Annotated in this window: 19 protein-coding genes and 1 tRNA gene; 9 read left to right on the top strand and 11 right to left on the bottom strand. The window is 39.0% G+C overall.

What is annotated here, in order from left to right:
• On the bottom strand, positions 1-4,229 hold a 4,229-nt coding region (locus H5089_RS04200), incomplete at its 3' end, for a retention module-containing protein (RefSeq protein WP_182711537.1).
• 240 nt (positions 4,230-4,469) lie between these two features.
• Here H5089_RS04200 and H5089_RS04195 point away from each other — a divergent pair.
• The 4 genes from H5089_RS04195 to H5089_RS04180 all read left to right on the top strand — a co-directional run bounded on the left by H5089_RS04195 (position 4,470) and on the right by H5089_RS04180 (position 10,721).
• Positions 4,470-6,446, top strand: a complete 1,977-nt coding sequence (locus H5089_RS04195; protein WP_182693282.1) for a TolC family outer membrane protein — start codon at positions 4,470-4,472, stop codon at positions 6,444-6,446.
• A gap of 108 nt (positions 6,447-6,554) precedes the next feature.
• A complete protein-coding gene (locus H5089_RS04190; protein ID WP_182711536.1) occupies positions 6,555-8,693 on the top strand; it encodes a type I secretion system permease/ATPase in 2,139 nt (712 codons plus the stop codon).
• Positions 8,690-10,111 carry an HlyD family type I secretion periplasmic adaptor subunit gene (locus H5089_RS04185; RefSeq protein WP_138488692.1) on the top strand — a complete coding sequence of 474 codons (1,422 nt, stop codon included), beginning with the start codon at positions 8,690-8,692 and terminating at the stop codon, positions 10,109-10,111. The genes H5089_RS04190 and H5089_RS04185 overlap by 4 nt, the downstream gene beginning before the upstream one ends.
• Before the next feature lie 22 nt (positions 10,112-10,133).
• Positions 10,134-10,721 carry a response regulator transcription factor gene (locus tag H5089_RS04180; protein ID WP_182711535.1) on the top strand — a complete coding sequence of 196 codons (588 nt, stop codon included), beginning with the start codon at positions 10,134-10,136 and terminating at the stop codon, positions 10,719-10,721.
• 19 nt (positions 10,722-10,740) lie between these two features.
• On the opposite strand, the gene H5089_RS04175 is transcribed toward H5089_RS04180, so the two are convergent.
• The 3 genes from H5089_RS04175 to H5089_RS04165 all read right to left on the bottom strand — a co-directional run bounded on the left by H5089_RS04175 (position 10,741) and on the right by H5089_RS04165 (position 13,991).
• A complete protein-coding gene (locus H5089_RS04175) occupies positions 10,741-12,696 on the bottom strand; it encodes a LapD/MoxY N-terminal periplasmic domain-containing protein (protein WP_182711534.1) in 1,956 nt (651 codons plus the stop codon).
• On the bottom strand, positions 12,696-13,403 hold the full coding sequence (locus tag H5089_RS04170; protein ID WP_002961331.1) for a transglutaminase-like cysteine peptidase: 708 nt from the start codon (positions 13,401-13,403) through the stop codon (positions 12,696-12,698). Before H5089_RS04170 ends, H5089_RS04175 begins: the two co-directional genes overlap by 1 nt.
• A gap of 129 nt (positions 13,404-13,532) precedes the next feature.
• Positions 13,533-13,991 (bottom strand): LPP20 family lipoprotein, encoded by a 459-nt coding sequence (locus tag H5089_RS04165; protein ID WP_008168853.1) that lies wholly within the window; start codon positions 13,989-13,991, stop codon positions 13,533-13,535.
• 140 nt (positions 13,992-14,131) lie between these two features.
• Between H5089_RS04165 and H5089_RS04160 the strand changes: the two genes are divergently transcribed.
• Positions 14,132-15,325 (top strand): flagellar assembly protein FlgT, encoded by a 1,194-nt coding sequence (locus H5089_RS04160; protein WP_182692704.1) that lies wholly within the window; start codon positions 14,132-14,134, stop codon positions 15,323-15,325.
• Here the strand turns inward: H5089_RS04160 and H5089_RS04155 are convergent.
• The gene (locus tag H5089_RS04155; protein ID WP_182711533.1) at positions 15,309-16,211 is read right to left on the bottom strand and encodes a LysR substrate-binding domain-containing protein; all 903 of its coding nucleotides are present in this window, start codon (positions 16,209-16,211) and stop codon (positions 15,309-15,311) included. The genes H5089_RS04160 and H5089_RS04155 overlap by 17 nt on opposite strands.
• Positions 16,212-16,324: 113 nt before the next feature.
• Here H5089_RS04155 and H5089_RS04150 point away from each other — a divergent pair, with 113 nt between their 5' ends.
• The 4 genes from H5089_RS04150 (at position 16,325) to H5089_RS04135 (ending at position 20,374) form a co-directional block, all read left to right on the top strand.
• The gene (locus H5089_RS04150; protein ID WP_182692706.1) at positions 16,325-17,053 is read left to right on the top strand and encodes a glutathione peroxidase; all 729 of its coding nucleotides are present in this window, start codon (positions 16,325-16,327) and stop codon (positions 17,051-17,053) included.
• Between the two features lie 81 nt (positions 17,054-17,134).
• A complete protein-coding gene (locus H5089_RS04145) occupies positions 17,135-18,583 on the top strand; it encodes a dihydrolipoyl dehydrogenase (protein WP_182711532.1) in 1,449 nt (482 codons plus the stop codon).
• 144 nt (positions 18,584-18,727) lie between these two features.
• Positions 18,728-19,660 (top strand): exopolyphosphatase, encoded by a 933-nt coding sequence (locus H5089_RS04140; protein WP_182711531.1) that lies wholly within the window; start codon positions 18,728-18,730, stop codon positions 19,658-19,660.
• Positions 19,661-19,780: 120 nt separating this feature from the next.
• Positions 19,781-20,374 (top strand): DUF4303 domain-containing protein, encoded by a 594-nt coding sequence (locus H5089_RS04135; RefSeq protein ID WP_182711530.1) that lies wholly within the window; start codon positions 19,781-19,783, stop codon positions 20,372-20,374.
• A 77-nt stretch (positions 20,375-20,451) separates the two neighbouring features.
• On the opposite strand, the gene H5089_RS04130 is transcribed toward H5089_RS04135, so the two are convergent.
• The 6 genes from H5089_RS04130 to H5089_RS04105 all read right to left on the bottom strand — a co-directional run bounded on the left by H5089_RS04130 (position 20,452) and on the right by H5089_RS04105 (position 26,168).
• Positions 20,452-20,526: transfer RNA gene (locus H5089_RS04130), tRNA-Arg, on the bottom strand.
• 72 nt (positions 20,527-20,598) lie between these two features.
• Complete coding sequence (locus H5089_RS04125; protein WP_182696094.1) at positions 20,599-21,267, bottom strand: FlgO family outer membrane protein; 669 nt, start codon at positions 21,265-21,267, stop codon at positions 20,599-20,601.
• 7 nt (positions 21,268-21,274) lie between these two features.
• Positions 21,275-21,967, bottom strand: a complete 693-nt coding sequence (locus H5089_RS04120) for a FlgO family outer membrane protein (protein WP_182711529.1) — start codon at positions 21,965-21,967, stop codon at positions 21,275-21,277.
• 13 nt (positions 21,968-21,980) lie between these two features.
• Entirely contained in the window at positions 21,981-22,574 is a 594-nt protein-coding gene (locus H5089_RS04115) for a FlgO family outer membrane protein (protein ID WP_149602251.1), read from the bottom strand.
• A gap of 56 nt (positions 22,575-22,630) precedes the next feature.
• The gene (locus H5089_RS04110) at positions 22,631-23,296 is read right to left on the bottom strand and encodes an SPOR domain-containing protein (RefSeq protein WP_259396039.1); all 666 of its coding nucleotides are present in this window, start codon (positions 23,294-23,296) and stop codon (positions 22,631-22,633) included.
• Positions 23,271-26,168: an MSCRAMM family adhesin SdrC gene (locus tag H5089_RS04105; protein WP_220486896.1), complete on the bottom strand. Its 2,898-nt coding sequence runs from the start codon at positions 26,166-26,168 to the stop codon at positions 23,271-23,273. The genes H5089_RS04110 and H5089_RS04105 overlap by 26 nt, the downstream gene beginning before the upstream one ends.
• Positions 26,169-26,171 lie beyond the last annotated feature (3 nt).

Genomic DNA, 26,171 nt, shown 5'->3' with positions numbered 1-26,171 from the left:
GTTGGCGCGGCAGTATCAACTTCGCCTGTTGTTGTTGCGGTAGTTTCATTACCTGCTGTATCGGTAACCGATACTTCAACCGTAAACTCACCCTCACTTAATTCATTTGGTACATCAACACTAAAAGTGCCATCGGCTTGTACTTCAGTGGTGATTATTTGTGGGTTACCAGCGTCATCAGTTACTGTAATAGTAACAACCGTGCCCTCCGGCTCCCCCGTTGCGGTGCCTGAAATAGTTGGTGTGGTGTCGTTAGTATCACCTACGGGGTCAATAATAACTGTTGGCGCAGCAGTATCAACTTCGCCTGTTGTTGTTGCGGTAGTTTCATTACCTGCTGTATCGGTAACCGATACTTCAACAGTAAATTCACCTTCACTTAATTCATTTGGAACATCAACACTAAATGTGCCATCGGCTTGTACTTCTGTGGTTATGCTTTGTGGGTTACCTGCTTCATCCGTAACTATAATAGTAACAACCGTGCCTTCTGGTTCGCCCGTTGCGGTGCCTGAAATAGTTGGTGTTGTATCGTTACTATCCGCCAGTGCATCAATCGTAATATTTGGTGCGGTATTATCAATAGTTCCCTGTGCAGAAGCTTCACTTTGGTTACCTGCTTCATCACTAACGATGGCATTAACACTAAAGTCACCTTCAACTAACTCATTAGTATCGGCTGTCCAGCTACCATCAGCTAGCGTTTGTGTTGTAATTGTTTGTGTATTACCACCAGCATCTGTAACGATTAACGTAACAGTTGTTCCGGCTGGTACATTTTGTACAGAACCTGAAATTGTTGGAGTAGTATCGGCGCTATCTGGGATTGTATTAATTGCTATAATTGGAGCTGATAAATCAATTGTTCCACTAACAGTATCGCTTGCTTCATTACCCGCAGCGTCTGTTACTGTTGCTGTAATTGTAAAATCGCCTTCAGCAACCGCTTGAGTTGCACCTACTTGCCAAGTTCCATCTTCTGACACAACCGCCGTCAATGTTTGAGACTCACCATTTGCATCAGTAACTAAAACACTAACAAGGCTACCCGGTGCTACATCACTTGTTGTTCCGCTAAATGTAGGCGTTGTATCGTTTGAATCAGCAAAGTCATTTATTGCAACTAAAGGAGGGGTGGTATCAACTGTGCCTAATTGTGAATCTTGAGCTGCGTTACCTGCATTATCAGATACATTAGCAGTTACGGTAAAATCCCCCTCGCTTAAAGCAGTTGGAACCTCAATACTCCAAGTACCATCCGCACTTATAGTAGTAACTAACTGTTGCTCAGCCCCTAGATTATCAGTAACAGTTAAAGTCACTTCACTGCCCGATGCTAATCCTTGGGTAGAGCCTGTAAGAGTAGGTGTTGTATCGTTTGTATCTGCGATATTGTTAATAGTCACACTTGGTGCGGTTAAATCAACCGTACCTGTAACAGTTGCCGTACTGCTATTGCCTGCAGTGTCGCTAACACTCGCTGTTACTGTGAAATCTCCTTCACTGAGATCTGCAATAATATCCGCTGTATATGTACCATCTGTATTTGTAGTTGTTGTAAGTGTTTGTTCATTACCTTCACTGTCAGTTATTACTAATGTAACTTCGGTCCCTGCAGGTACATCAATTACATTACCGCTTACAGATGGGGTTACATCATTCGTATCCTCAATAGGATTAATCGTGATTGCAGGATCTGTTAAATCAATTTCTCCAGTTTCACTTGCAGAAGCTGTATTACCCGCAGCATCAGTTACAGTTGCAACCACACTAAACTGGCCTTCAACTAATTCATTACTTGCCTCAACTGACCAGCTTCCGTCAGCACCAGTAACTACTTGCACGGTTTCTGCTACGCCATCGCTTCCTGTAAATGTAACGGTTACTACCGCACCAGGTTCTACGTCTTGTGTAGAGCCGCTAATTGTTGGTGTTGTATCGTTAGTATCAATAATAAAATTAATACTTACAGTTAAATCAACATTACCTACTGCACTTGCTTGCGCTTCATTACCCGAGTCATCTATAACAGCAGCAACTACTGTAAAGTCGCCCTCCGGTAGAGGAGTTGTTACTTGTGCAGTCCACGAACCATCTTCTTGCGTCACTGCAAGTAATGTAAATGTGCTGCCATCGCTTGCCGTAATAGTTAAAGTAATGGTTGTACCTGCAGGCACATTACCGGTGTTACCACTTAAAAATGGAGTGGTATCGTTAGTATTAGCAATTGCATCGATTTGAATTGAAATAGGAGCAAACGTTATTTCGCCGTTTGTTTGCGCAGATGCCTCATTACCCGCAGCATCGGTTACTGACGCAGTTGCGGTAAATTCACCACCTGGCAAGATTTCACTAGCATCAACACTCCATGTGCCATCTTCATTTAATAAAGTAGTTAAAGTTTGTACGTTACCGTTTATATCGGTTACTAATACTGTAATTACAGAGCCCGCTGGAGCGTCTTCTACCCTACCTACAAATGTTGGTGTAGTATCGTTAGTATCAGCAATTGCAGTAACGGTAATATCAGGGTTTGTTAAATCAACAACACCTTGGTTATTTGCTTGGGCTTGATTACCTGCAGCATCACTTACACTTGCATCAACCTCAAACTGCCCTTCAGCCAATGGCGTAGTTACGTCGATAGACCAATCCCCATCAGCGTTAGTTTGGGTTAATAATGTTTGAGTTTGACCATCAAAATCGGTAATAACCACACTAATAATAGAGCCTGCAGGTACATCTTGCGCGTTACCTGTAATCGTTGGCGTGGTGTCTTGAGTGTCGTTAATATTATTAATTTGTACCGAAGGCGCCGTTAAATCAATTACTCCTGAATCACTTGCTAATGCTAAGTTTCCTACACTGTCGCTTACTTGTGCATCAACAGTAAAATCACCTTCAGGTAAAGGAGTCCCTACTTCTACACTCCAGCTTCCATCGGCTTGGGTAACTGCAGTTAATGTTTGTATTTGTCCTGCACTATCTGTAACAGTAATTGTTACTTGAGTGCCCTCAGGAACACCATTTGTTGTTCCAACAAGTGGTGGTGTTGAGTTATTTGTTTCATCAGTTACATTTACGGTGATTACCGGAGCAGTTAAATCTACATTCGCTAAAGCTTGGTCTATAGCTTGATTTCCAGCTGCATCAATCGCAACAGCGCTTACGTTAAACTCCCCTTCAGATAAAGGTGAGGTGGTAGTAATTACCCAATTTCCTTGAGCATCAACCTGAGTAACTATTGTTTGTACCGTACCTGCACTATCCGTTAACGTGACTGATACATTATCCCCAGTATTCAAACCAGATACTGTCCCTGTCACTGTCACTGTTTGCGAAGCAGAATCGGCAACAGGATCAATAGCAATAAGTGGAGGTGTTGTATCAACCTCAATTGAAATAGTGTCGTTTATAGGATTACCAACAGGATCCGTCGCTTCAACAACAACCGTTACAGGGCCATCAGCAATTGGTGTTGGTAGGGTTATTTCAAAGGTACCATCAGGGCCAATTACAACACTAACTACTTGAGAGTTTCCATCAACATCAGTTACCGTTACATTAACCGTTTCGCCGATTAAGTTTTCGCTCGTACCGGTGATTGTAGGTTGTGATGAGTTAGTAATACCTAGCTCATTAAGTGAAATAGATGCAGTAGTTGAATCAGGCACAATACCGTCAGAGGTATCTCTTAAATTAAAAGCTTCAGTAGCGCCTTGCTCAAAAGATGAATCAAAAGTAACACTACTAGGATCAACACTTTCAGAAATTCGGGTTAGCTGTACAAACGAACTGCCTCCATCTGCACCCGCAGCGTTACCCCCACCAGCGGCTGTTGCCTCTAAATTATCTAGAATGTCCCCATCACCTTCTAACGCATCTAAAAAATCTGTTACATCAGAATTAGCCGCTGTTGATGGGTCTTGCTCTGCCCCTAAATCTAAGCTTGCAATTGCTTCATCTAAACTTTCATCAAAAACAGTTGTTTCGCTAGAATCTCTGGCTTCTTTCGCTAATAAGTCTGGTGTTATTTTTACCTTTTGATTTGCGGGTATAGATAAGGTTTCACCTTGCACATCAATTTGTAAAGACGATTTAATAGCAGTAACAACTAAATCACCCACGGTGATAATGTCACCAACATTTAATGCTCTTATTGACCCATCATCCAGCACCACACCTGCCGAACCTTGAATATCAATAACTACCAGTTGATTTGCTTCCATTTTGGTACCCTCAAACTTTTTAAAATAACAATCTAATAAGTTAAAGGTAGGACAAAAAAGCCACATAGATACTGTACTCAAGTACAGGTTTAAAAGAAAAATTCAAAAAATAAAAAATCAACAAGAAAGTGGTAGAAAATTTTTTTTATGCTAACCAAAACGATTACTTGCAAAAATAGTATTCCTTTACTAAATACTTAAGGGAGTATTTACGGTCTTAACAGGATCTAAGAGGAAGAAATGATTACAAAAAACACTTTTAAGAAACATCAAGAGACTATGTTAATCGGACTAACGATTACAGCCGCAACTCTACTAAACTATGTGCATGCAAATGAACAATCAGCAATGCCACTTACCTATGTCTCAAGTAAAGCGATTGAAAACAATCCTGAAGTACAAGAAGCATGGCATGCTTTTAAATCTTCGATTTATGGAGTAGATGCTGCCCGCTCAGGTTATTTACCAAGTGTTGATGTATCAGCAAGCGCGGGCTATGAAAGAAGAAATTACGGTGTTGAAGAAGAATATAACCGTAATACAGCCGAGTTAAGTGTTACTCAAATGCTTTACGACGGTTTTAGAACCTCGAATACTGTTGATCGCTTTAAACGCATTCAACTCATTAGGTACTTTGAGCTTATTTCTCAAACAGAACAAACAGCACTTGAAGCCTCAATAGCCCTGCTCGACGTACAAAAATTCAAAGAGTTAGTACAACTTGCAGAAGCAAATTTACAAGAGCACGAGTCTGTATATCAACAAATAGAACAAAGTGTAGGAGCTGGTGTAGCGCGCGCTGCCGATCTAGAACAAATTAGTGGGCGCTTATCTTTAGCACAATCTAACGTATTAACGGAGTACTCAAATTTACATGATGTAAGCGCTCGCTACTTAAGGGTTGTAGGAGAGCTTCCTATGAACGATATAAAGCAAGCTGACCTTGATGAAAAAAATATACCAATTTCAGTTAATCAAGCGCTAGACGTCGCTTACAAAAATAGCCCTTCATTTTACGCCTCTTTGTATAATATTGAAGCACAAAAAGCGAACGCAAAAGCACAAAAAGCAGCGTTTCATCCTAACGTAGATTTATCTGCCCGCTACGGTAGCCAAGATAGAGATGAACTTGGTCAAAATGAAACCAGAACAGAAGCGCGAGTCGGCATCGATATTAGCTATAATTTATATAATGGTGGTCTTGATAATGCCAATTTAGAACAAGCCTATCAGGATATAAACATTGCAAAATATCAACGCGATCAGTCTTGTATTGATATTCGTCAGAGTCTGCAAATTGCTTATTACAACGTCACTATATTAGAGCAAAAGTTACCGGCGCTTGATCAACACCGCGAATCATCAACTAAAGTTAAAATTGCATATAAGGATCAATTCGATATAGGCCAACGAACTCTACTAGACGTACTTGATGCCGAAAACGAGTCATTTCAATCAACACGTTCATACATAGTGGCGCTTTACGACCGTCAATCAGCTATTTTAACTATGCTAAAAGAAATGGGGAAATTACTGCCAGCACTTAACGTGATGTCAGATAAATACCCTACATTAAAAGAGCTAACTGACGACCCTATTGTTCATAACGCACAAAATATCTGTCCGAGTTACGATGTAGCAACCACTTTTAGCCGCAAGGCATTTCTTCAAAAAAAAGCTAAGCAAGATAATGCATACATGAGTGTAACGGCTATGCCAAGGTACTTAGATATACCGCTGGAAACCGACACGACAGCAAGCAGCTTTACCGATGATGATGGTGACGGCGTACCAAATGAGCAAGACACTTGCCCAAGCACACCTTTGAGTACAAATGTAGATTTATCTGGTTGCACAATTTATAGCGCATCAACCTCGAATATAGAAATTGGTATTCCTTTTTCTGCTGACTCAAGCGATGTAAGGTCTCAATATATTCAAGAAATTAGTCGGCTTGCAGATTTTTTAAAAGAGAACCCAACTAAACAGGTTGAAATACAAGGTCATGCCTCTTTAGATGGAGACCGTAAATATAACCGTAAACTATCAGAAAAACGTGCGTTTGCCGTAGCTGAAATTCTGATTAAGCAATTCGATGTAGAACCTAAACGTGTTAAATCGTTCGGGTATGGCATCGATCAACCACGTGTAAACGAAATATCAGTAAGAGCAAATGCTGCGAATCGACGTATCGAAGCTGTAATTACTGATACCTAAAGACAATTAACGTTATGTAAATAACCTAAACTCGGCATGAAATATTTAAGTCGAGTTTAGGTTTACTAGTAACAATCCTATGCAGTTCTACATAACATTGGATGGTGTATGGAATTAAACGATGTACTTGATCATGGTGGCATCCTCGTTGACTGCCTAGCAGTTTTATGTCGTCATCATGGTAAAGAGTTTTCAAGAGAAGCACTATTAAATGGACTTCCTCTAACTGATGGAAATCTTACTCCATCAGGTTTTTCGCGCGCAGCAAAGCGCATCGGCTTTAAATCAAAAGTAGTTAATAAGCCATTACAAAAAATTAATACAGCACTGCTACCTGCCATCTTAATTTTAAAAGATAACCAAGCCTGTGTTATTAATTCTATTGATTACGATAAACAGTTGGTGAGTGTAATTTACCCAGAACTTACAGAATCAGTTATCGAACAAAGCATTGATGAGTTAGCTGCTAACAGTGTAGGTTTAGTTATTTATGCTCAACCAGAGTTTGCATTTGATGAGCGAACACCTGTACTTGAAAAACTATCAAAAGACGGATGGTTTTGGGGAGTAATTAAAGAATGCCGCTCACTTTATAAGGACGTAATTATTTCGGCTGTTGCTTTGGGTTTTTTGTCGGTTGCTATGCCTTTATTTGTAATGAACGTATATGACCGCGTAGTGCCCAACCACGCAACAGAAACCTTATGGGTACTTGCCATTGGCATTTTAATAGCACTCACTGCTGACTTTGTTTTGCGTTTAGTAAGAGGCTACTTTGTAGAGCTTGCTGCCAGTAGAATAGATGTCAAAGTATCGGCTGTAATAATGGAGCGGGTATTAGGTATGAAACTAAAAAACCGCCCATCGTCCGCAGGCTCCTTTGCTAGCAACATTCAATCATTTGAAGCTGTACGTAACTTTTTTAGCTCCATAACACTTGTCGCATTAGTAGACTTGCCATTCGTAGTTTTGTATTTAATTGTTATTGCCATTATTGGCGTACCTCTAAGTTTACCTATTATCGCGGGCGCACTTATATTATTAGCTTACGCTATAGCCGCACACCGCAAACTTGAGGCTCTTTCAGAACAAACAATGAAAGCAAGCTCAATGCGAAATGCAGTATTAGTCGAAAGCTTAACCAATATTGAAGATGTAAAGAGCTTTCACTCAGAGTGTAAAACACAGTCTGTATGGGAAAAGTCTACCATTTACATTGCACAAGTAAACGCACATAGCCGACTCGTTTCAAGCTCTATATCAAATACAGCATCATGGATACAGCAATGCGTAGGCGTAATAATAATGATAATAGGCGTACACCTCGTTATTGAAGGTGAGCTAACTCAAGGCGGGTTAATTGCAGCCTACCTATTATCGTCTCGTGCTATGGGCCCAATCGGGCAGTCGGCCGCTGTTTTAGCACAATATCATCATGCCGCAATAGCAATGCAATCACTGAACGAGATTATGGAAAAAGAGGTCGAGCGTCCACCTGGTAAGCATTGGTTAAGCCACCCTATTTTAAAGGGCGATATAGAATTTAAAGATGTATGTTTTAAATACTCTGACGAATCTCATAATGCGCTCAACGGCGTTAGTTTTAAAATTAAAGCCGGTGAAAAAGTCGCCATTTTAGGACGTAATGGCTCAGGTAAAAGTACATTAGAAAAGCTTGTTTTAGGACTATACGAACCCTGTTCAGGATCAATTTTGATGGACAATAATGATATACATCAAATTGACCCAGCTGAGCTTCGTCATAATATTGGCTACCTACCACAAACCGTTGCCCTGTTTTATGGAACCTTGAAAGACAACCTCACCATGAGTGCTTGGCATGCCAAAGACGAGCAAATTATTGAAGCCTGTGAGCGAAGCCAATTATTTGATTTAATTAATTCGCACCCAGACGGATTTGATTTACAAGTAGGCGAGCAAGGTCGTCAATTATCAGGTGGCCAGCGCCAAGCTGTAGGTATGGCAAGAGCCATAATTAACGACCCTCCAATACTATTACTAGATGAGCCAACCTCATCGCTAGATCATAATAGTGAAAGTAAAATTATTAACAATTTAAAGGGTTATTCTAAAGATAAAACCTTAATCGTGGTGACTCACCGCTCATCATTACTTGAGCTTGTTGACCGAATTATAGTTTTAGATAACGGAAAAGTAGTTGCTGATGGACCAAAACAAAAAGTAATTGCAGCGTTAAATAATAAGACAGTGGAGCAAGCCTCATGAGTGACAATAAAAAACCACTTGAACAGCGCTCCTTTGAATCTGTTAGCAGAGCAATAGAAGCAAGAAAACAAGGCAAGCCATCAGTATTTAATAAACTATTTAAAGGATGGATTTCTCCGCCTAACAGCCAAGACTGGGTAGTAGATGCTCAGTGGGAAAAAATGCAACAGGAGCCAGCAAGCGCTAGGTTATTGCTCTATTTAATTTGTTTAACGTTTATATGCCTTATTGTGTGGTCTGGTTTTGCTAATTTAGATGAAGTTGCTCGTGGTGAGGGGCGTGTTATTCCCTCCAATAAATTACAACTTATTCAATCTTATGATGGTGGTATGGTCGAAAAAATAAATGTAAAAGAGGGGCAAATAGTAAATGAGGGTGATGTACTCATTAAAATAGACCCTACCCGCTTTATTTCTAGCTTTAGAGAAAACCAATCCAAAGTTGAGTCGTTAAGCGCAAAAGTAGCGAGGCTCAGAGCACTCACTCAAAAAAAGGAGCTCGTATTTAGCGAGTCTGTTATTAAAAATGCGCCTAGAGTTGTGCAACATGAGCGTTCTCTTTATTTGAGTAACAGCCAAGAATTAGAGCAACAAGTAAGTATTCACAAACGCCAACTAGAGCAGCGACACCAAGATTACATTGAAGCCAAAGCGGCACTTGAGCAGCATACGAGCGCGCTGCGCTTAACAAACAGAGAGCTCTCTGTTACTCGCCCATTGTTACGCACGGGTGCTATTTCAGATATAGATATTATTCGTTTAGAGCGCCAAATAGTTGATCTAAACGGCGAGATAAACAGAACCAAGGCAGTTATAAATAGGAGCCTTTCGGCCATTAACGAAGCTAAAAATAAAGTAACCGAAGTTGAACTCGTTATGATTAACCGTTGGAACAATGAACTATCCGAAGCGCTACTTCGACTAGATTCAATTAAAGAAACTGAATCTGGCTTGGCCGATAAAGTAACTCAAACTGAAATACGTTCTCCTGTTAAAGGCACTGTACAGCGATTATTAGTTAATACTGTTGGCGGTATTTTACAGCCCGGTAGTGATGTTATGGAAATTGTCCCGCTTGACGATCAACTTGTAGTAGAGGCAAAAATTCCGCCTAAAGACATTGCATTTTTACGCCCTGGGCAATCTGCGATGATAAAATTTAGTGCCTACGACTTTGCCGTATATGGAGGCCTTGAGGCAGAGGTTTTACATATTAGCGCCGATACCATTACAGATGATCGTGAGAATACCTTTTATTTGGTGCAACTAAAAACCACCAAAAATAACTTTTCAAAAGAGCTGACTATTATTCCAGGTATGACCACTCAAGTGGATATTATTACTGGTAAAAAAACCGTACTTGAGTATCTTTTAAAACCAGTTCTTAGAGCTACATCGCAAGCAATGACAGAGCGTTAAGCATTTAATAAATGGAGAAATAATGCGCCAAAGTATTTTTATTACACAGCCTGAATTTGAATCGAAGCACTGGCGTGCAGCGTTTCCTGGTTGTTTAATATGCACAAAAGAACCAAACAGAGTAACGGCATCAAGTATTATTTGGGTTTTAGCCGGTACACCGAACTGGCTTGAGCTCGTTAAAAAGTATTCGCAACAACGTTTACTCGTTATTGTTATGACCAACGAACTAGAAATAAATCAACTAAGGAGTGCGCTTGAAGCAGGAGCTAAAGGATACGTAGAAGCACTCGCCACTAAAGTAATTATTGAACAAGTACTTGAGACTATTTGTTCTGGCGGAATATGGTTACCAGGACAATTACTATCTAATTTAGTGGGAGCTTTATCAAATACACCGTTTAAATATGCGAGCACATGCGAGCTTGAGTTACTCACAAAACGAGAACGCCAAGTAGTTGATATTGTTGTAACAGGTGCAACTAATAAGCAAGCTGCAGAATCTTTAAGTATTACAGAGCGTACGATTAAAGAGCATATGGGTTCTATATTTAATAAGCTAAAAGTACGCGACCGCATCCAATTAATGTTAGTTGTAAAAGGGCATTAACCGCACGGTTAATGCCCTTTTACTCTTTAATAACCCCATCAAAGCCTAAGTTAATAAGTGTATCGAGGTCATCTTGACTGGTAACACCTTGTGCGACCACTTTAATACCAATAGAGTGCGCTAACGTACAAACCCCTCGCAGGAATGTTTGGTTATCTTGGCTGTAACTAATATTATGCCCATAAACGCTATCAATCTTAATCATTTCAAGCCCAAACTCCTGAATTTTTTCAATTTTAGTAAATTCAGGACCTACACGTTTTAACGCCACCTTAGCGCCCATACACCTTACATCTTCACAAAAGCCTTTAAATATTTTTATTTCGCTGACGGCAATACTTTCTCGTATATCAAAGCAAATTTTAGAGGCTAAATCAGGAAATGCCGATAGATAGGTAAGAATTGAAGCAAGCGCAGCATCATCAAGTAATGTTTGGGCAGATAACTCAACCGAAATCAGCTTACTTGGTGGCTCAATACTATACTGAGCAACCAACGCCTTAATTAATCCCCAATCTAAACGCGCTAATAACTTTAAGCGATTAGCCCATTGGTAATAATAACTTGCCCGATATATTTGCCCGCCAAGCTCTAGGCTCAGTCCTAATTGATTTTGCATCAACTGCCCCGTAAAACTCGTTACTGGGTATGTGTTAATTTCTAGCGCTTTGTTATCTAGAGCTTCTTCTATTGCATTTTGCCAACTCGTTGCATCATCAAATAACTCGCTTTTTTGTTTATTGTCACTTACTTTTGCTTGAACACCTGGTTTATTATCGGCTGATTTTAAAAGTTCATCGGCTCGTTTTAATACATCAAACCGCGTGTCATTCTTTTGTATGTAAGTGCAACTATGCGGTATAGCTAATTCAATATTTTTATACTCTTCAATAAAAGATTCATGAAGCCTAACTACTTTTTTACTCAATACCTCAATATCATCAGTATCACTAAACAGTACAGTAAAGTCATTATGTGATATTCGGGCTATGTAGTTTTCTGAAAAGTGTGCTTCATTTGATTCTAAAAACTCGATTAAAACCTGCGAAAAACGACGTAAGAAATTAACCATTTCTACACGGCTAATTTGTTCGCTCATTTTATCTAGGTTTACAACCCGAAATAAAAACAAGGCGCCATGGGCATGATCTTTCGATTTTTGTAAGTGGGCCTCAAGCGTTGCACCAAAGTATTCTCTATTTGCTAAACCAGTTAGCTCATCATGTTGTGATTTAAATCTAAGCTCTTCTAAACGTTTACTATCTTCTTTAATAATACGACTAAAACGGGTAGATAATTGGTTCATAGATTGCACTAAACGTGCAAACTCAAATGTACGAGGGACGGTGGATTTAATAAAACGTTTTTCACCAAATGCATTAGCCTGATACACAACATCATCTAGCGGTTTTAATATCCTACTTAAAAAGTAAGCACTAACTATACAAGCAAAAAAAGCGACAATTAAAAAACTAAAAAATAGTTTAAGCGCACTTTCCCATAAGGCTTGCTCAGCATATTGACTATGGCTTTCTATAAACAAAGTTCCAAATTGCTGCCAACCATTATTTACTTGCCCAACTCCTGGTTGAACATTTAATCCATACATTGCCCTAAACCACTTAGGAGCCGTCGCTTTAAGCTCATCGGTAAATGTGCGTTTAACAATCACCTCACCATTAGGGTTTTGTAGTTCTATTCGCTTATAGTGACCGGTATCAAATGTGGCTGAAACTAATAATTCAAGCTCAACGGGGTCTTTGTCTAATTGACTGATCATCAACGCAAGTGAGCTGGCGTTATCTACATTTTTTAAGTACAGCTGGGTCGAAAAATAACTTTTAGCCGAATTAGTACTAATTAAAACACTACTTATAAAGCCCACAAAAATAACAATTAATAATGCAATCCATAGCTCTTGCCTGAGTGTTATTTTTCGTTTTTTAAGATACTTAGATAAGGAAAATGATGCCATTACCACATAACTCCTTCTTTGGTTGTCTGCTCCAAAATTTTACGCCAGCGTGAAAGTCTTGCTGTTGGGCTGGCTACACTTTTGGTTGAATTATTAGCCCATAAACCTTGGCTGTTAAAGCTAAAAACAGGGCTTAAATCTACACGTTTTGCAGCAGGTAAAACCTTTGTTATTAAACTGTCTAAAATAAGTGGCTGAGCGTTTGGTGTAGCAAAATAACCTAACACCATATGCGCTTGCGTTTTGTTAGTGCCCGCAATTTTTGCTTTTACATAAATAAGGCGTAACTTGTCGTCGCTCACACCTAACGCTCTTAAGCTGATATATTTTGCTATTGCGTAATCTTCACAATCACCGAGGCCTCTGCCTAATGTTTCTAAAGGGGTTGCCCAATAATCGTTTTGTTTCCAAAGCAAAATATCTGTTTGGTAGCGTAAATTACGCGCAAAAAAATCATTAACAATAAGAATTTGTTGTTGCTCTGGCTTGTTTTGAGTTTGCACCAACATGCTTTGCCAGTTGCGTGCAACCGCCGCTCGCGCAGGCCCGTATTTTTGACCCATGAGCTCTATAAAGGTATTAAATTGAATAGTTAGTCGGCTTGCAAGCACACCACTGGAGAGTACAAAAAACAGCAATAGGTAGCGCAAATTGGCTTTGCACCATATAAATAATTGAGGATTTAAATGACTTGGCTTAATCGCCATTTACAGAGCCACTGTTAATATAAGTGGCAATAAAATACATCTGTTGAGCACTACGCAATCTGCTTAAAATTAATCCTAACAACAGCATAGCACTCAATATAGGAGGATGAGATATTTTGAATAACTTTTTTAGTAGTACGTTACTTTTTTAACTTCGCGTGGTTTTACTTCACCTATGTATAAATCGTGCACACGCTTCATATTAAGCTCAAGCTCGGTCACGTAAGTATCATCTACTGCGTAAGTTTTAATTATTTGTGCACCTTTAATAAGCCCCTGCACTTTACTTTCTAAGTAATCGTCTTGAGCAATTGAGCCTTCCACCGTTGTTCCTGCGGTAATTTTTTGCCCATAGACTTGCTCAGTAAGCTCGCGGTAAGCTTCAAGCTTAGAAGCCTTAATGGCCATAAGTTGCTTTTGCGACGCGTTAGCGCCTTTTTGCAAGCTAATAGGCGCATACCCTATCGCTTTTAAAACGGGGTAATTATTTGGCTCTACATATTTATATTCAACATGCTTATCAAAAACGCTGCTACAACCACCTAAGGTTAAACACCCAAGTGTAATAAGTAATGAAATTGCTCGCATAGCATTTAGCCCTTGTATAGTAATTAGCAGTACATATGCACGTTTAATGCCATTTATAGCATTACTAATAATTACCAAATAACATTGGTACAGTCCTTGCTCTACCTAGTTAATAGCTAACGTTTAATTGGAGTAAAATTATGAAGTCGTTTTTATCATTGGCATTTGCAGGGTTAAGTGCAACGGCATTATTAACGTTCTCCCCTTTTACTAAAGCGCAGTGGTATGAATCAACGGGTCACGCGAACGTCCAAAATGGTGATACGAGCGCTGCCAAATCTGCCGCTATAAAAGATGCGATTACACAGGCGTTAGTATTCTCTGGCGCACGGGTTAGCTCTGTGCAAACCTTGGTAGATGGCGTGTTAATGCAAGATCAGCTAAAAATTAGCAGCCACGGCGAAATTCAAAAAATTGAACTGGTCAGCGAAAATAAATACGACAATAAATTTGCCGTTACATTACGGCTCGATATTTTTTCTCAAACAGAGCAATGCCCACAAAATAGTTTTAATAAGTTTGTGGCCGTTACACAAAGCCAACTTGTTCATCGTGAACATGCCAAAATGGGTCAAATATTTGACGTAAGCAAAGCGATTAGCAAAAATATTTTTACTTCCCTGCAAAAATCAAAAATGAGCGCAGTGCCTATTGCTTACTATAATAATGCAATAAGCGTTGATAAGTACTTTTCGCAGCAGCACGACTATTCAAATGCCCAATTAGAAGAAATATCTTCGCGCAGTAACGCTCAATATGTATTACTTAGCCAAATAACCAGCCTTTCGACTAGCGACAAACTCAATAACGATTATGCATTTTGGCAAGACGAGGCGTATGAGCGCAGCTACAACATTGAATTTGTATTATTTGATGGCACTACCTATGAGCAACTTTGGCAAAATAGTTACCATACTCAAGCAATTTGGCCATTTGAAAAAACAACCATAGTTGACGTTAATAGTGATAGGTTTTGGCAATCGCCTTATGGGCAAAGCATAACCGATATCAACCAAGCAGTAAGTTATGACATTCAAGCAGCCATGGCGTGTTTGCCAACTCAAGGCAAAATAATGCACATGGAAAATAGCAAAATCGTTATTAATTTAGGTAAAGCTCATGGGTTAAAAAAAGGCCAGATGCTAAGCATTGCGCACCATAACTATTTAACCGACGCAGCGGGTAATGTTATGCCACACACCATCACCACGCTTAATAAAATTCGCGTTGAGCAGCTTTATCAGCAAACTGCAGTAGCTGTCAGTATTGATGACAAACCACTACCTGGCGTGCAAATTAACGATGTAGTAGAAATAATCAGCCAAGATCTTTAGTTAATTTAGCTTTTAAATTAGGGTGAGCCGATAACCACTTGCCCAATTGTTCTACACCCGATAAATGCGGATAATGCTTTCTGCATGCAAACACCACATTACGCTGCTGATTAGGGAATATAGGCAAGTAATCAATCCCTACACGGTCGGTACATGCCAGTTTTGGTACAAATGTAATACCGTCATCCATGGCCACTAACGCTAATAATGTTTCTAAACTATTACCTTTATACTGATTAGATATATCGACTCCCGCAGAAAAACAAAACTTTTGGGCTTGATCTTTAAAGCAATGACCATCACTTAACATTAGTAGGCTGCATCCTTGAAGGTCGCTCAACGCCACTTTTTTATGCTTAGAAAGCGCGTTATCTTGTGATACCGCCACTAAAAAATCTTCTTTGTATAAAGCAACCGTATGGTAATTAATAAGCTCTGGCACATCGGCTAAAATAGCAAAGTCGAGTTCGCCATTATTTAAAGCTTCTAAAATTGTTGCTGTTTGCATCTCAATAAACGAAAACTGACTATCAATAAATGCCGCTTTCATTGATGTTAATAACGCAGGCAACAAGTAAGGCGCAATGGTAGGAATAATACCAATAGTTAATTTACCTTGTAGGGGCTCATTAGAAGTAGCAGCAAGTTCTTTGAGTATTTGCGTTTGTTCTAAAATAATCTCTATTTGCGTCAACAAACGTTCACCTTTTGCTGTTAACGTAACTTGTTTAGTTGAGCGGTCAAATAAAGTAACGCCAAGCTCATGTTCGAGTTTTTTTACTTGGCCACTTAATGTAGGCTGACTTACAAAACATGCATTGGCAGCTTTGCGAAAGTGCTTGTATTGCGCTATTGCTTTTACATATTCAAAATCTTTTAAGTTCATATTCAGCTCCGCATGATAGTTTATAACTATCAGTTTAATACAAACAAACGATTGGAACTATATTTAATTATTCGCCATAATGGCTATCAACAAATCAAGAGGAACAAAAAACTATGTTAAACAATATCGAAGGTCAAACAGTCCCAAGTGTTACATTTGCAACTCGTCAAAATAACGAATGGAAATCAGTAACAACAGATGAAATTTTTAAAGGTAAAACGGTTGTAGTGTTTTCACTACCTGGTGCATTCACACCAACATGTTCATCAACTCACTTACCACGTTACAACGAATTAGCAGGCGTACTTAAGCAAAACGGCGTTGACGAAATTGTATGTTTATCAGTAAACGATACCTTTGTAATGAACGCATGGGCTGAGCATCAAGAAGCGCAAAACATTACTTTATTACCAGACGGCAACGGCGAATTTACTGACGGCATGGGCATGTTAGTAGACAAAAACGATCTAGGCTTTGGTAAGCGCAGCTGGAGATACTCTATGCTTGTTAAAGATGGCGTGGTTGACAAAATGTTCATCGAACCAGATTTACCAGGTGACCCGTTTGAAGTATCTGACGCAGACACAATGCTTGATTACATCAACCCTAAGCAAGCTAAACCAGAACCTGTAAGCATCTTTACTAAACCTGGCTGTCCTTTTTGTAAAAAAGCAAAAGAGCTTCTTGCAGAAAAAGGCTTCGCATATGAAGAGATTGTTATGGGTGCAGGCGCATCACTAACAAGTCTAAAAGCTGTATCTGGTCGTGACACTGTTCCACAAATATTCATTGGTGGTAAACACATCGGTGGTTCAGACGACTTAGAAAAATACTTTGCTTAATTAAGTAAAAAATAGCAGGGGCGTACGCGCCCCTCTATATCAATCTCATCGCTTAGATTGAAAATAATAAAGGATACCACTATGAAAGAATTGCAAACCGATGTTGTTGTTATAGGCGCTGGCACTGCTGGTTTAAGTGCTTATCGTAATGCTAAACAGTTCACACAAAATGTATTAATGATCGAATCAGGCCCATACGGCACCACATGTGCACGTGTTGGTTGTATGCCAAGCAAGTTATTGATTGCAGCCGCCGAAGCCGCACACGCAATTGAAATGGCACCTGCATTTGGTGTTCATAGCTCAAAGCCTGTTATTGATGGCAAAGCAGTTATGGCACGCGTTAAAAGTGAACGAGATCGTTTTGCAGGATTCGTAGTAGAAGCCGTAGATGAATTACCAGATGGTGATAAAATTCGTGGTTACGCTAAATTTTTAGACACAAACCGCATACAAATAGACGACCATACAATTATTACAGCAAAACGCTTTGTAATTGCCACCGGTTCACGCCCTTCATACCCTGGCGTATTTAATAACTTTGGCGACAAACTTATTATAAACGACGACGTATTTGATTGGGATGACCTACCAGAATCAGTCGCTGTATTTGGCCCTGGTGTAATAGGTCTTGAAATTGGCCAAGCACTCAGCCGACTAGGCGTAAATGTAAAACTATTTGGTGTAGGCGGCGCAATTGGCCCACTTACAGATCCAGTAGTAAAAGACTACGCGAATACTGTTTTTGCTGAAGAATTTTTTGTAGATACCGACTCAAACGTATCTGACATGATGCAAGTTGGCGACAAAGCACAGCTAACTTACACCGACAAACAAGGTGAAAAACACACCGAACAGTTTGACTACGTACTTGCAGCCACAGGCCGAGTACCTAACGTAGATAAACTAGGCCTTGAAAACACCGGCATTGAACTTGATGAACGTGGCGTACCGCACGCAGACACGCACACAATGCAGTGTGGTGAGTCGAACATATTTATAGCAGGCGATGCAAGTAACATGCTACCACTGCTACACGAAGCATCTGACCAAGGTGCTATTGCAGGTCAAAATGCAGGGCGCTTCCCAGATGTACGTATAGGTCTGCGCAGAGCAAAAATTGCAGCTGTATTTAGCGACCCACAAATAGCCATGGTCGGCGAAAGCTACAAGCAAATTACTGACCGATTAGGCCCATGCGGTTGTTTTGAAGTAGGCGAAGTAAGCTTTGAAAACCAAGGTCGTAGCCGAGTAATGCTTAAAAACAAAGGTCATATGCGTGTATATGCAGAGCAAGGTACAGGCTTATTTTTAGGTGCAGAATTTATTGGCTCACAAGCCGAACACATCGCTCACTTATTAGCTTGGGCTGTACAAAACAAAATGACCGTACCAGAAATGCTTGATATGCCATTTTACCATCCAGTAATTGAAGAAGGGTTACGTACCGCCCTTCGCGACTTAAACGCCAAACTTAAATTTGGCCCAGACATTGTAAATTCATGTATGGAATGTGGCCCAGGCGCATAACCTATTTACCACACATACAAACTTGCTAAGCAAAAGCCAAAACTAACGTTTTGGCTTTTTTTATAATTTTTTTAAGCTGACCTCTCAAAAAAAAATTTAGCTGTTACACTTAATTGATAATTCAATTAAAAAGATGGAATAGCTATGCCCAATAATAAATTTAGACTAGTCACTCGCAGCGATTTTGATGGCTTAGTTTGTGCCGTATTGCTCAAAGATTTAGACCTAATTGACGATATTTTATTTGTTCATCCAAAAGATATGCAAGATGGCAAAATAGACATTACCGAAAACGACATTACGACCAACCTCCCCTACGTTGCAGGCTGTCATATAGCATTCGATCATCACCTTAGCGAAACCGTTCGCAACTCAAGCGACATAAAAAACCATATTATTGACCCAAAAGCCCCATCAGCAGCTCGCGTAGTTTATGACTATTATGGCGGCGCTGAAAAACTTCCAAATATTTCTGTTGAAATGATGGACGCGGTAGACAAAGGCGATGCTGCTCAGTTTTCAAAAGACGAAATATTAAACCCAACCGATTGGGTATTAATGAACTTTATTATGGATGCGCGAACTGGACTTGGCCGTTTTCGCGAGTTTAAAATTTCAAATTACCAATTAATGATGAAACTGATTGATGCGTGTAAAGATCAGAGCATCGAAGAAATCCTACAAATGGAAGACGTAGCCGAACGTGTTGCTTTATATAACGAGCATAACGAAAAAGCCAAAGAGCAAATTTCTCAATGCGCTACCGTTCATAAAAACTTAGTAGTCCTTGATTTAACTCAGGAAGAAACAATTTACGCCACCAACCGATTTGTTATTTATGCCATGTACCCCGACTGCAATATCTCGATTCATAAAATGTGGGGCCTTAAAAAGCAAAATGTAGTGTATGCCATAGGTAAATCAATAACTAACCGCAGTTCAAACACCAATGTTGGCGAACTGTGCCTTAAATACGGCGGCGGCGGCCATTTAAATGCAGGTACTTGCCAAGTAGAAACAAGTAAAGCTGAAGCTGTTCTTAGTGAATTAATTGATACTATTACAAGTGATGGTTAATATTAACTTACAATAACCAGAGTTATATAATAGCTCTGGTTATTTCATTTTAGTAGAGTGAGTTTTAATCGCTCTCTTTTTCATATAAATTTCTGTAATAATAAAAGAAATAATGACCTCATGTTAGATACTAAAAACTTCGAAAAAACACTTTACCAAGATACCAAAAAAGCATTTAAAAACATTATACAAAAATACGGTAACGATCTTTATGTAATGGGCTTTTACCACACAGGTAGCTACTCACTACTGCCAATGTTTAATACCTTATCGGATTTAAAAAAAGTATTTGAAGCAGAGTACAACAACGATGTAAGTAGCTTTTACATGGCTAAATGGAATCCAGAAGACTACCCGATGCTTGAGGATTATTCCGAATACTTTGATGAAACAACTCTAGAGTACCAAAAACTAGAAGACAGCATTGATTTGTTTCAATCAGATATAGAAGCAATGGATAATTGGCATCAATGGCTTACGACAATGGAAAAAGTGCTCATACAATTAGATGCCGAAGGAATATTTTCAAATGGTATCGAACGCGAAAAAATCACTTTAGCAATACTCGCCTATGATGAAGAAGAAAGCATTCAATTTAAAAGAATCAAACGACTTAACCCACCAACTGTTCTAGCACAAATTCAAGCCGACTTTGAAGCCATGGTTTCAGAGCGTGAAAAATGTGAGCAAGAAGCTTTAAACGCCTTTAATTAAAAAGTGCAGCACTACTACATATACGCTATACACAAAGTATAAGGAAGGGAAGTTAAAATATAACTCATTGATTTAATTGGTAGCCCCTGCAGGAATCGAACCTGCAACTGCCCCTTAGGAGGGGGCCGTTATATCCATTTAACTAAGAGGCCACAAATAAGCTGTGTGCTTAGAGGTCTGAATTATAACGGCATCTGGTTTTTTATATCAAGCGACAACTGAACTTAATTGCTTGATAAGTATATATCTTCTTTATTTAGTACATAAATTGGGATTAGTTTTCGACTACTCGCGACGATTTTTTTTGTATGCGCATTAATTACACGTGTATTAACAACAACAGCATCATGTCGATAAATTAATGTACCCGCTAATACATGGCTCGCCATTTGCTCTTCGCTAAGCTTTTCAATATCACGCGAGAAAGCAAAATCACCACGGCTATTTACATCTATTGTTTGGGTTGTTTTAAAATCAACCACGCCATAACCAAACTTTTGTAACTGATGAATTAACGTTTCAGAAATTTGATTACCCAATTGATTACTTTTAGTAAGCGATGAATCAAGATCGACCAAGGTAGTAACGGCAATATTAATATTGGTGTCGGTATCACTTTCAAATTCAAGCGTATCAACCAAATCAAGTGCCATTTGCTCTACATAGTTAGCAAGTGTTTTATGGTGCTGAAGTGGTGTAAATTGATTACCGTTAACATCATCTTGAGTTGATTTTTGCTCGGCTATTTTAAGCATGCTTGCTAGGTCATAATTTACTTGTGTGGTTGAAGGCGTATTAATTTCAGCACTTTCACTATTTTGAGTAAAGGCACAACCTGCTAAGTTAGCTAAAGCAAAAAAAACGATAAAGCGGTTAAATAATTTACTATACATAATTATCTCACTTGCTTGCTTGTTTTAACATTATGCCATCAGTGCGATAGCTACTATTAAGCGCATCAACAACCGACTGTGGAATAAACCCTTGTGCAGAACCTACTACGGCCTTACTTTCTAGCCCAACAATACGTGCATTAACAAGTACACCACCTTGATGGTTTACAAGCGTACCGGCAAGTACATATTTAAAGTTTTGATCTTGATTTAGCTCTAAATAGTCGCGACTAAATACAAAGTCGCCTGTTGAGGTAACACGCATATAATCAGTTGTTTTAAAATCAATAACGGGTACACCAAAGCTGTGTAATTCATGCATGAAGCTTTCTGCAATTTGGTTCCCTAGTAAGCTACCATCGTTGTAGTCTTCATCTAAAAAAACAAAACTCGAAACAGCTAACGGTGTTTGTTCACTTACGTACTGTAAGTTTTCAACCATGTCTTGCATTATGCCGCGCACATAATGGTTAATATTTTTGCGCATTGGCGGTGTTGCTTTTGTGTAGTTATCCTGTGGAGCCATTCCTGACTGAAATAAGTTATCATCAGAAACAGGCGCTGCAACGTCGCGTTGGTTACTCACCAGTTGGTTGCTTTGCTCACTTTGTGGTGTTGCGGTGTCTGTATTCATTGTGCCTAGTATTTGAGAGCAACCAAAGCCCAGTGGTAAGCATAATGTAATTAATAGGTTTTTCATTTTGTGCTCCAAATTAGTATTCGCTTCGGTATAAAAGTCCGTCACGCTGCTGAATTTTCTCATTGCCCCACATTACATTAATTGGGATCTCGGTACTTCCCGCAGAGAGCACCTGTTTATTTTCTATATTCACAAGCCGTGCATTAACTATGTATGCATGCTGCTGGCGAGTCACTGTTCCTGTGATAACTAAGTCAATATTTTGGCGATTACGTAATTTACTTAAATCGCGACTTAAAATACTGTCTGAGTTTTCTGATAAAGAGAGGTTATTCCCAAGTCTGTACTCAACGGTGTGATAACCCAGTTGAGTAAATTGTGTAAGCAGGCTTTCTTGGATCTGCTGGCTTAAGCCTGAGGCCTGCCCTGTCACTAATTTAGTATCTAGTGCATCTGCATAAAAGAAGCTACTAACGCCAACACGTGCATTAGCATTTAAGGCTCCATTTAGGTGGTTAAGTTGCGACGTTAAATTAACTACATAGTCATTAACCGTAAAAGGAGCCATGGCCGCTTTAGGTGCATTTGTAGGCACACTTGGTTCTGGTGGTGGCACCAAGTTACAAGCAGCTAAATTTAAAAACAATAAAGGCAGTAAAAGGCGCATAATTGCCATCCTCTTCAAAACATACTGAGGATAAAGCAATTTGTATGCCGACTTAACTATTGTGCGATAAAAGGCTGATCTACGTAATAGCTAACTAAACAATTTATATTTTGGCTCTTTAATTTTTGACAGTCAGCCATAGCGTTTTTTTTGTCTATGTATGCGCCTAGCTTTAAACGGTTATACATAACTCCTTTTACATTTATTGTTTCAACATTCATTACAAAATTATCGCCTAGTAAGCTAGGAAGCTTTTTTTGTAGTTGCCTAAAAGCTAAAGAGAGTTGTTCTTTTTGCGTTATTGAAAGCACTTGTAAAGCAAATTTGGGATTAACTGGTTTTGTTAATTGTAAATTGGAGCGATTAATTTTGTTGGTATTAACGATTTCTGCTTTTATTACTGGTGCGTTTTTCTGCTCATTTTCTTTTGCAATTGTATTAAGTTGCGATATTAGTAAGCTTAAGTCTTCTTCAATAAGTAATAAGCGCGCAAGTTCAGGCCTCATATTTTGCCACTGCTGGGAGCTCATTTTTAGAGCTTCAAGTTCTTGCTTTGTTATTTTTACGTAGCTTTTTTCGTCAGCTATTTCCGTCTGAGTAATACTATTATCAATTGCTTTATTATTCGCACAACCATAACTTAGCAACATTGCACTGATTAAAAATATACATTGAACTCTTTTCATCCTAATTCCTTTAATGGAGTATTTTATGTGTTTCAACAACACACTTTAATCCTTGCGCTTTTACTGAGTCGCATACAGAAATAAGCTCTGGCGAACTGTTTGTTGCGTACGCTAAGGCTAAAATAAATTTATTTTTAGCTTTATCATGCATATAAAAAGCTTCTTGCTGCTCTATTCGTGGTGCTATTAAACGGTAATAAATTTTTAAGATATTTAACGAACTAAAACTTCCTGCATTGGCAATGCTTCCAGTTGTTGCACTGAGCGCCTTTAACGTTAAATCAACGCCCATTACTACATCTCCTTGAGGCGATAAATTAACTGTTATATTTTGAGTGTTTTTTAGCTGCTTGCGTTGTTTATATTCATCATCAATTACTGCTTTATACTGCCCCGGTTTAAGGTCTGTAAATAAATAATAGCCATCATATGCTGCTTGAGTTTGTGCAACTTGATCCCCTTTTTCATTCAACAGCGCTATATTTGCAAAGGGTTGGATCTGTGTTGTATCACCTTTTTGTTGATAAACAACTCCCTCCACTTCACTTGCATTATTTAATGCAAAATCCATATACTCTACAAAACCAGCCCTTGGGGTAATAGAAAAACCCTCATTGGCTGGTATTAAAAACGGATCTTCAAAACTATTTCTATCAAGTATTATATCTGTTGTACGATTTGCTGGCATTGAAGTTAATAACGCAACGCCGTGTTCGTCTGTAATTGCTTGACGATAATTGTGAACGCCTTTTACTTTTACGCCGGCAACGCCGTGCTCATCATCATCCATAATACCGTTATTATTTTGATCTAAAAATACGCGTAACATTAAGCTACCCGTGTTAGTTAAGCTGCGCTTAGAGACAAAATATGTATTGTGTTCAACATCAAACCCTAAGCTAAAACGACTATAAATACCGAGCCGCCAATCATCGTTACTGTTGTAGTTTAAGTTACTCGTTAAACTAAACTTGTCGCTTTGCCAATTGAGCCCTAATTCGGCCGATTGAATATTATTACGAAGTGAATCAATTAAAGTCAGTTCGGCTTGTAAATCTCGGCCCAAGTTGCGGCTAAACTCAGCCTCGTAACTAACAAGCTCACTTACTGGCGATATACTATAATCTATACCAAACCTTGTGTAGGTTCTCCCAAAGCGCTTTTGAAAACGTGTTGTTCCAAAAGTACTCTTAGAGCTATCGTCTTGTTGCCACAGCAATTGGTTACTTAGTGCAAACCCTGAGTATGAGTAGTTGAACTGGTTACGTACTTGCTTAAAACGCCCTCTAGTATCACTCTCGTCATATAGGATGTTATTTTGATAAGAAAGGCGTCCATAGGTATTATTCATTAGCCCACCAGCTAAATTTATTTGGTAGCTATTAAAATCTTGCTGCTGTTCGTCGGTACGATTTGTAGCGCTAAAAAGTAGTGATTGTTCGGCAATTTGAGTTCGGGCTGTAAATTCAAATTCTTGTTCATTATTATTATTTTTTTCAATATTCGCATTTAATAATAATCGGTCAAATAAGCTTATGTTGGTACCAAATGCATACTTAAGTAGATCGTCATCCGTATTTTTTTGACCTGATGTAGCAGTGTATACAGATATATTATCTGTAAGCCCTTGCTCATATCTACCCGCAACTTGCCAACCCTGCCCCTGCGAGCTTGAAACATTGTTATTTAGTAACTGCTTGCCTTGTTCAGTAACCGACAATTCATAGTTACCTTGTCCCTGCTTAAGTTGATTTCCGTCCACAAAGTAATAATCACTTTTACGCTCAACTTGACCTTGAGGCCCATAAAAAATAAGCTCAAAATTATTAGCTCCAAATAATAGGTTTATATTATCAAAAATATAACGCCCATCTGCGAGGCTAAGCTGCTGGTCTATTAATATTTCATTACGATACAGCTCTACATCCCAACCTGGCTGTATAGCACCGCTTAAGTTAACTTGGTTATTAACTATTTTTCTACTGGTTACATTATTAGAAACTTTAACACCTCGGGCATACTGACTACTGTAGTTATTACCTACTTGCGTGGCGATAACATCACCAAAGGATATTTCAGTAGGCATGAAGCTGTTTTTTATTTCTTTGTCTAAGTTTTGCTTTGTAAACGTTAACCTAGAGTTGGTAAGTAAGTCAGTACTTCGTCCAGACAAAAAATACTCTGCAGATAAATACGCAAAGTCTTGAGTGCCTAAAAGTGAATAGTTCGTAGAATGTCTATCATCGCTCGCGGTAAAATTTAGTTGTAAGTCGGCAACCGGAGAAGATAGCGCTTTATATGGGCTAGCTTTCCATGGGAGCGTAGGTGGCGATCTCTTGTTAGGTGATTTTAGGTTGCGCGACTGTCTGTATCTTTGTTGTTCAACCGGTAAGGGGATCTCTGAGCTTATAAGTAATTCTAAATCTGGGTAATCAATATTAAACTCTAGATTTAAAGCATTATGTAAACTTTGAATATCTACATAAATATCATCTTCAATGGTAATTTGATTTTTTGCTAATAAGTAGCTCTGTGTAGGACTAGTAAATACAGCGGGTGTAACCGCTGCATTTAGAAAAAGAGGTTGTTGATTTGCTCCAACACCTTGAGCAATTCGATTGCTAGCATCAACATTCATTGCAAATTGTAGAATATCAAATAAGTCGCTTAAACTAACTTGTACACTTTGCTCGCTTTTAATTGCTGCAACTTCACCTAAGTAGTATGAGTTTAAATAAAGCGAAAGTATTAATAACTCGCCTGTGGCGATTCGCTGTTGCTGATTTTCTTTGTTTTTATAATCAATTACTTCAACGGGCTTAGTTAGCTTTAGTTCAATTGCGCGTAGTGTTGTTAAAGCATCCCCCACGGAAGAATTAGGATTAGCTATTACACTATTACTAAGCAAACT

This window comes from Pseudoalteromonas sp. SR45-1, from assembly GCF_014163655.1.
Classification (GTDB): domain Bacteria; phylum Pseudomonadota; class Gammaproteobacteria; order Enterobacterales; family Alteromonadaceae; genus Pseudoalteromonas; species Pseudoalteromonas distincta.
This window is presented reverse-complemented; position numbering and strand designations above follow the sequence as displayed.

What these genes read in the sequence shown, in the direction of transcription:
- H5089_RS04195 (WP_182693282.1), top strand. Translation starts at nt 4,470, where the DNA reads ATGATTACAAAAAACACTTTTAAGAAACATCAAGAGACTATGTTAATC.
- H5089_RS04190 (WP_182711536.1), top strand. Translation starts at nt 6,555, where the DNA reads ATGGAATTAAACGATGTACTTGATCATGGTGGCATCCTCGTTGACTGC.
- H5089_RS04185 (WP_138488692.1), top strand. Translation starts at nt 8,690, where the DNA reads ATGAGTGACAATAAAAAACCACTTGAACAGCGCTCCTTTGAATCTGTT.
- H5089_RS04180 (WP_182711535.1), top strand. Translation starts at nt 10,134, where the DNA reads ATGCGCCAAAGTATTTTTATTACACAGCCTGAATTTGAATCGAAGCAC.
- H5089_RS04175 (WP_182711534.1), bottom strand. Translation starts at nt 12,696, where the DNA reads ATGGCATCATTTTCCTTATCTAAGTATCTTAAAAAACGAAAAATAACA.
- H5089_RS04170 (WP_002961331.1), bottom strand. Translation starts at nt 13,403, where the DNA reads ATGGCGATTAAGCCAAGTCATTTAAATCCTCAATTATTTATATGGTGC.
- H5089_RS04165 (WP_008168853.1), bottom strand. Translation starts at nt 13,991, where the DNA reads ATGCGAGCAATTTCATTACTTATTACACTTGGGTGTTTAACCTTAGGT.
- H5089_RS04160 (WP_182692704.1), top strand. Translation starts at nt 14,132, where the DNA reads ATGAAGTCGTTTTTATCATTGGCATTTGCAGGGTTAAGTGCAACGGCA.
- H5089_RS04155 (WP_182711533.1), bottom strand. Translation starts at nt 16,211, where the DNA reads ATGAACTTAAAAGATTTTGAATATGTAAAAGCAATAGCGCAATACAAG.
- H5089_RS04150 (WP_182692706.1), top strand. Translation starts at nt 16,325, where the DNA reads ATGTTAAACAATATCGAAGGTCAAACAGTCCCAAGTGTTACATTTGCA.
- H5089_RS04145 (WP_182711532.1), top strand. Translation starts at nt 17,135, where the DNA reads ATGAAAGAATTGCAAACCGATGTTGTTGTTATAGGCGCTGGCACTGCT.
- H5089_RS04140 (WP_182711531.1), top strand. Translation starts at nt 18,728, where the DNA reads ATGCCCAATAATAAATTTAGACTAGTCACTCGCAGCGATTTTGATGGC.
- H5089_RS04135 (WP_182711530.1), top strand. Translation starts at nt 19,781, where the DNA reads ATGTTAGATACTAAAAACTTCGAAAAAACACTTTACCAAGATACCAAA.
- H5089_RS04125 (WP_182696094.1), bottom strand. Translation starts at nt 21,267, where the DNA reads ATGTATAGTAAATTATTTAACCGCTTTATCGTTTTTTTTGCTTTAGCT.
- H5089_RS04120 (WP_182711529.1), bottom strand. Translation starts at nt 21,967, where the DNA reads ATGAAAAACCTATTAATTACATTATGCTTACCACTGGGCTTTGGTTGC.
- H5089_RS04115 (WP_149602251.1), bottom strand. Translation starts at nt 22,574, where the DNA reads ATGCGCCTTTTACTGCCTTTATTGTTTTTAAATTTAGCTGCTTGTAAC.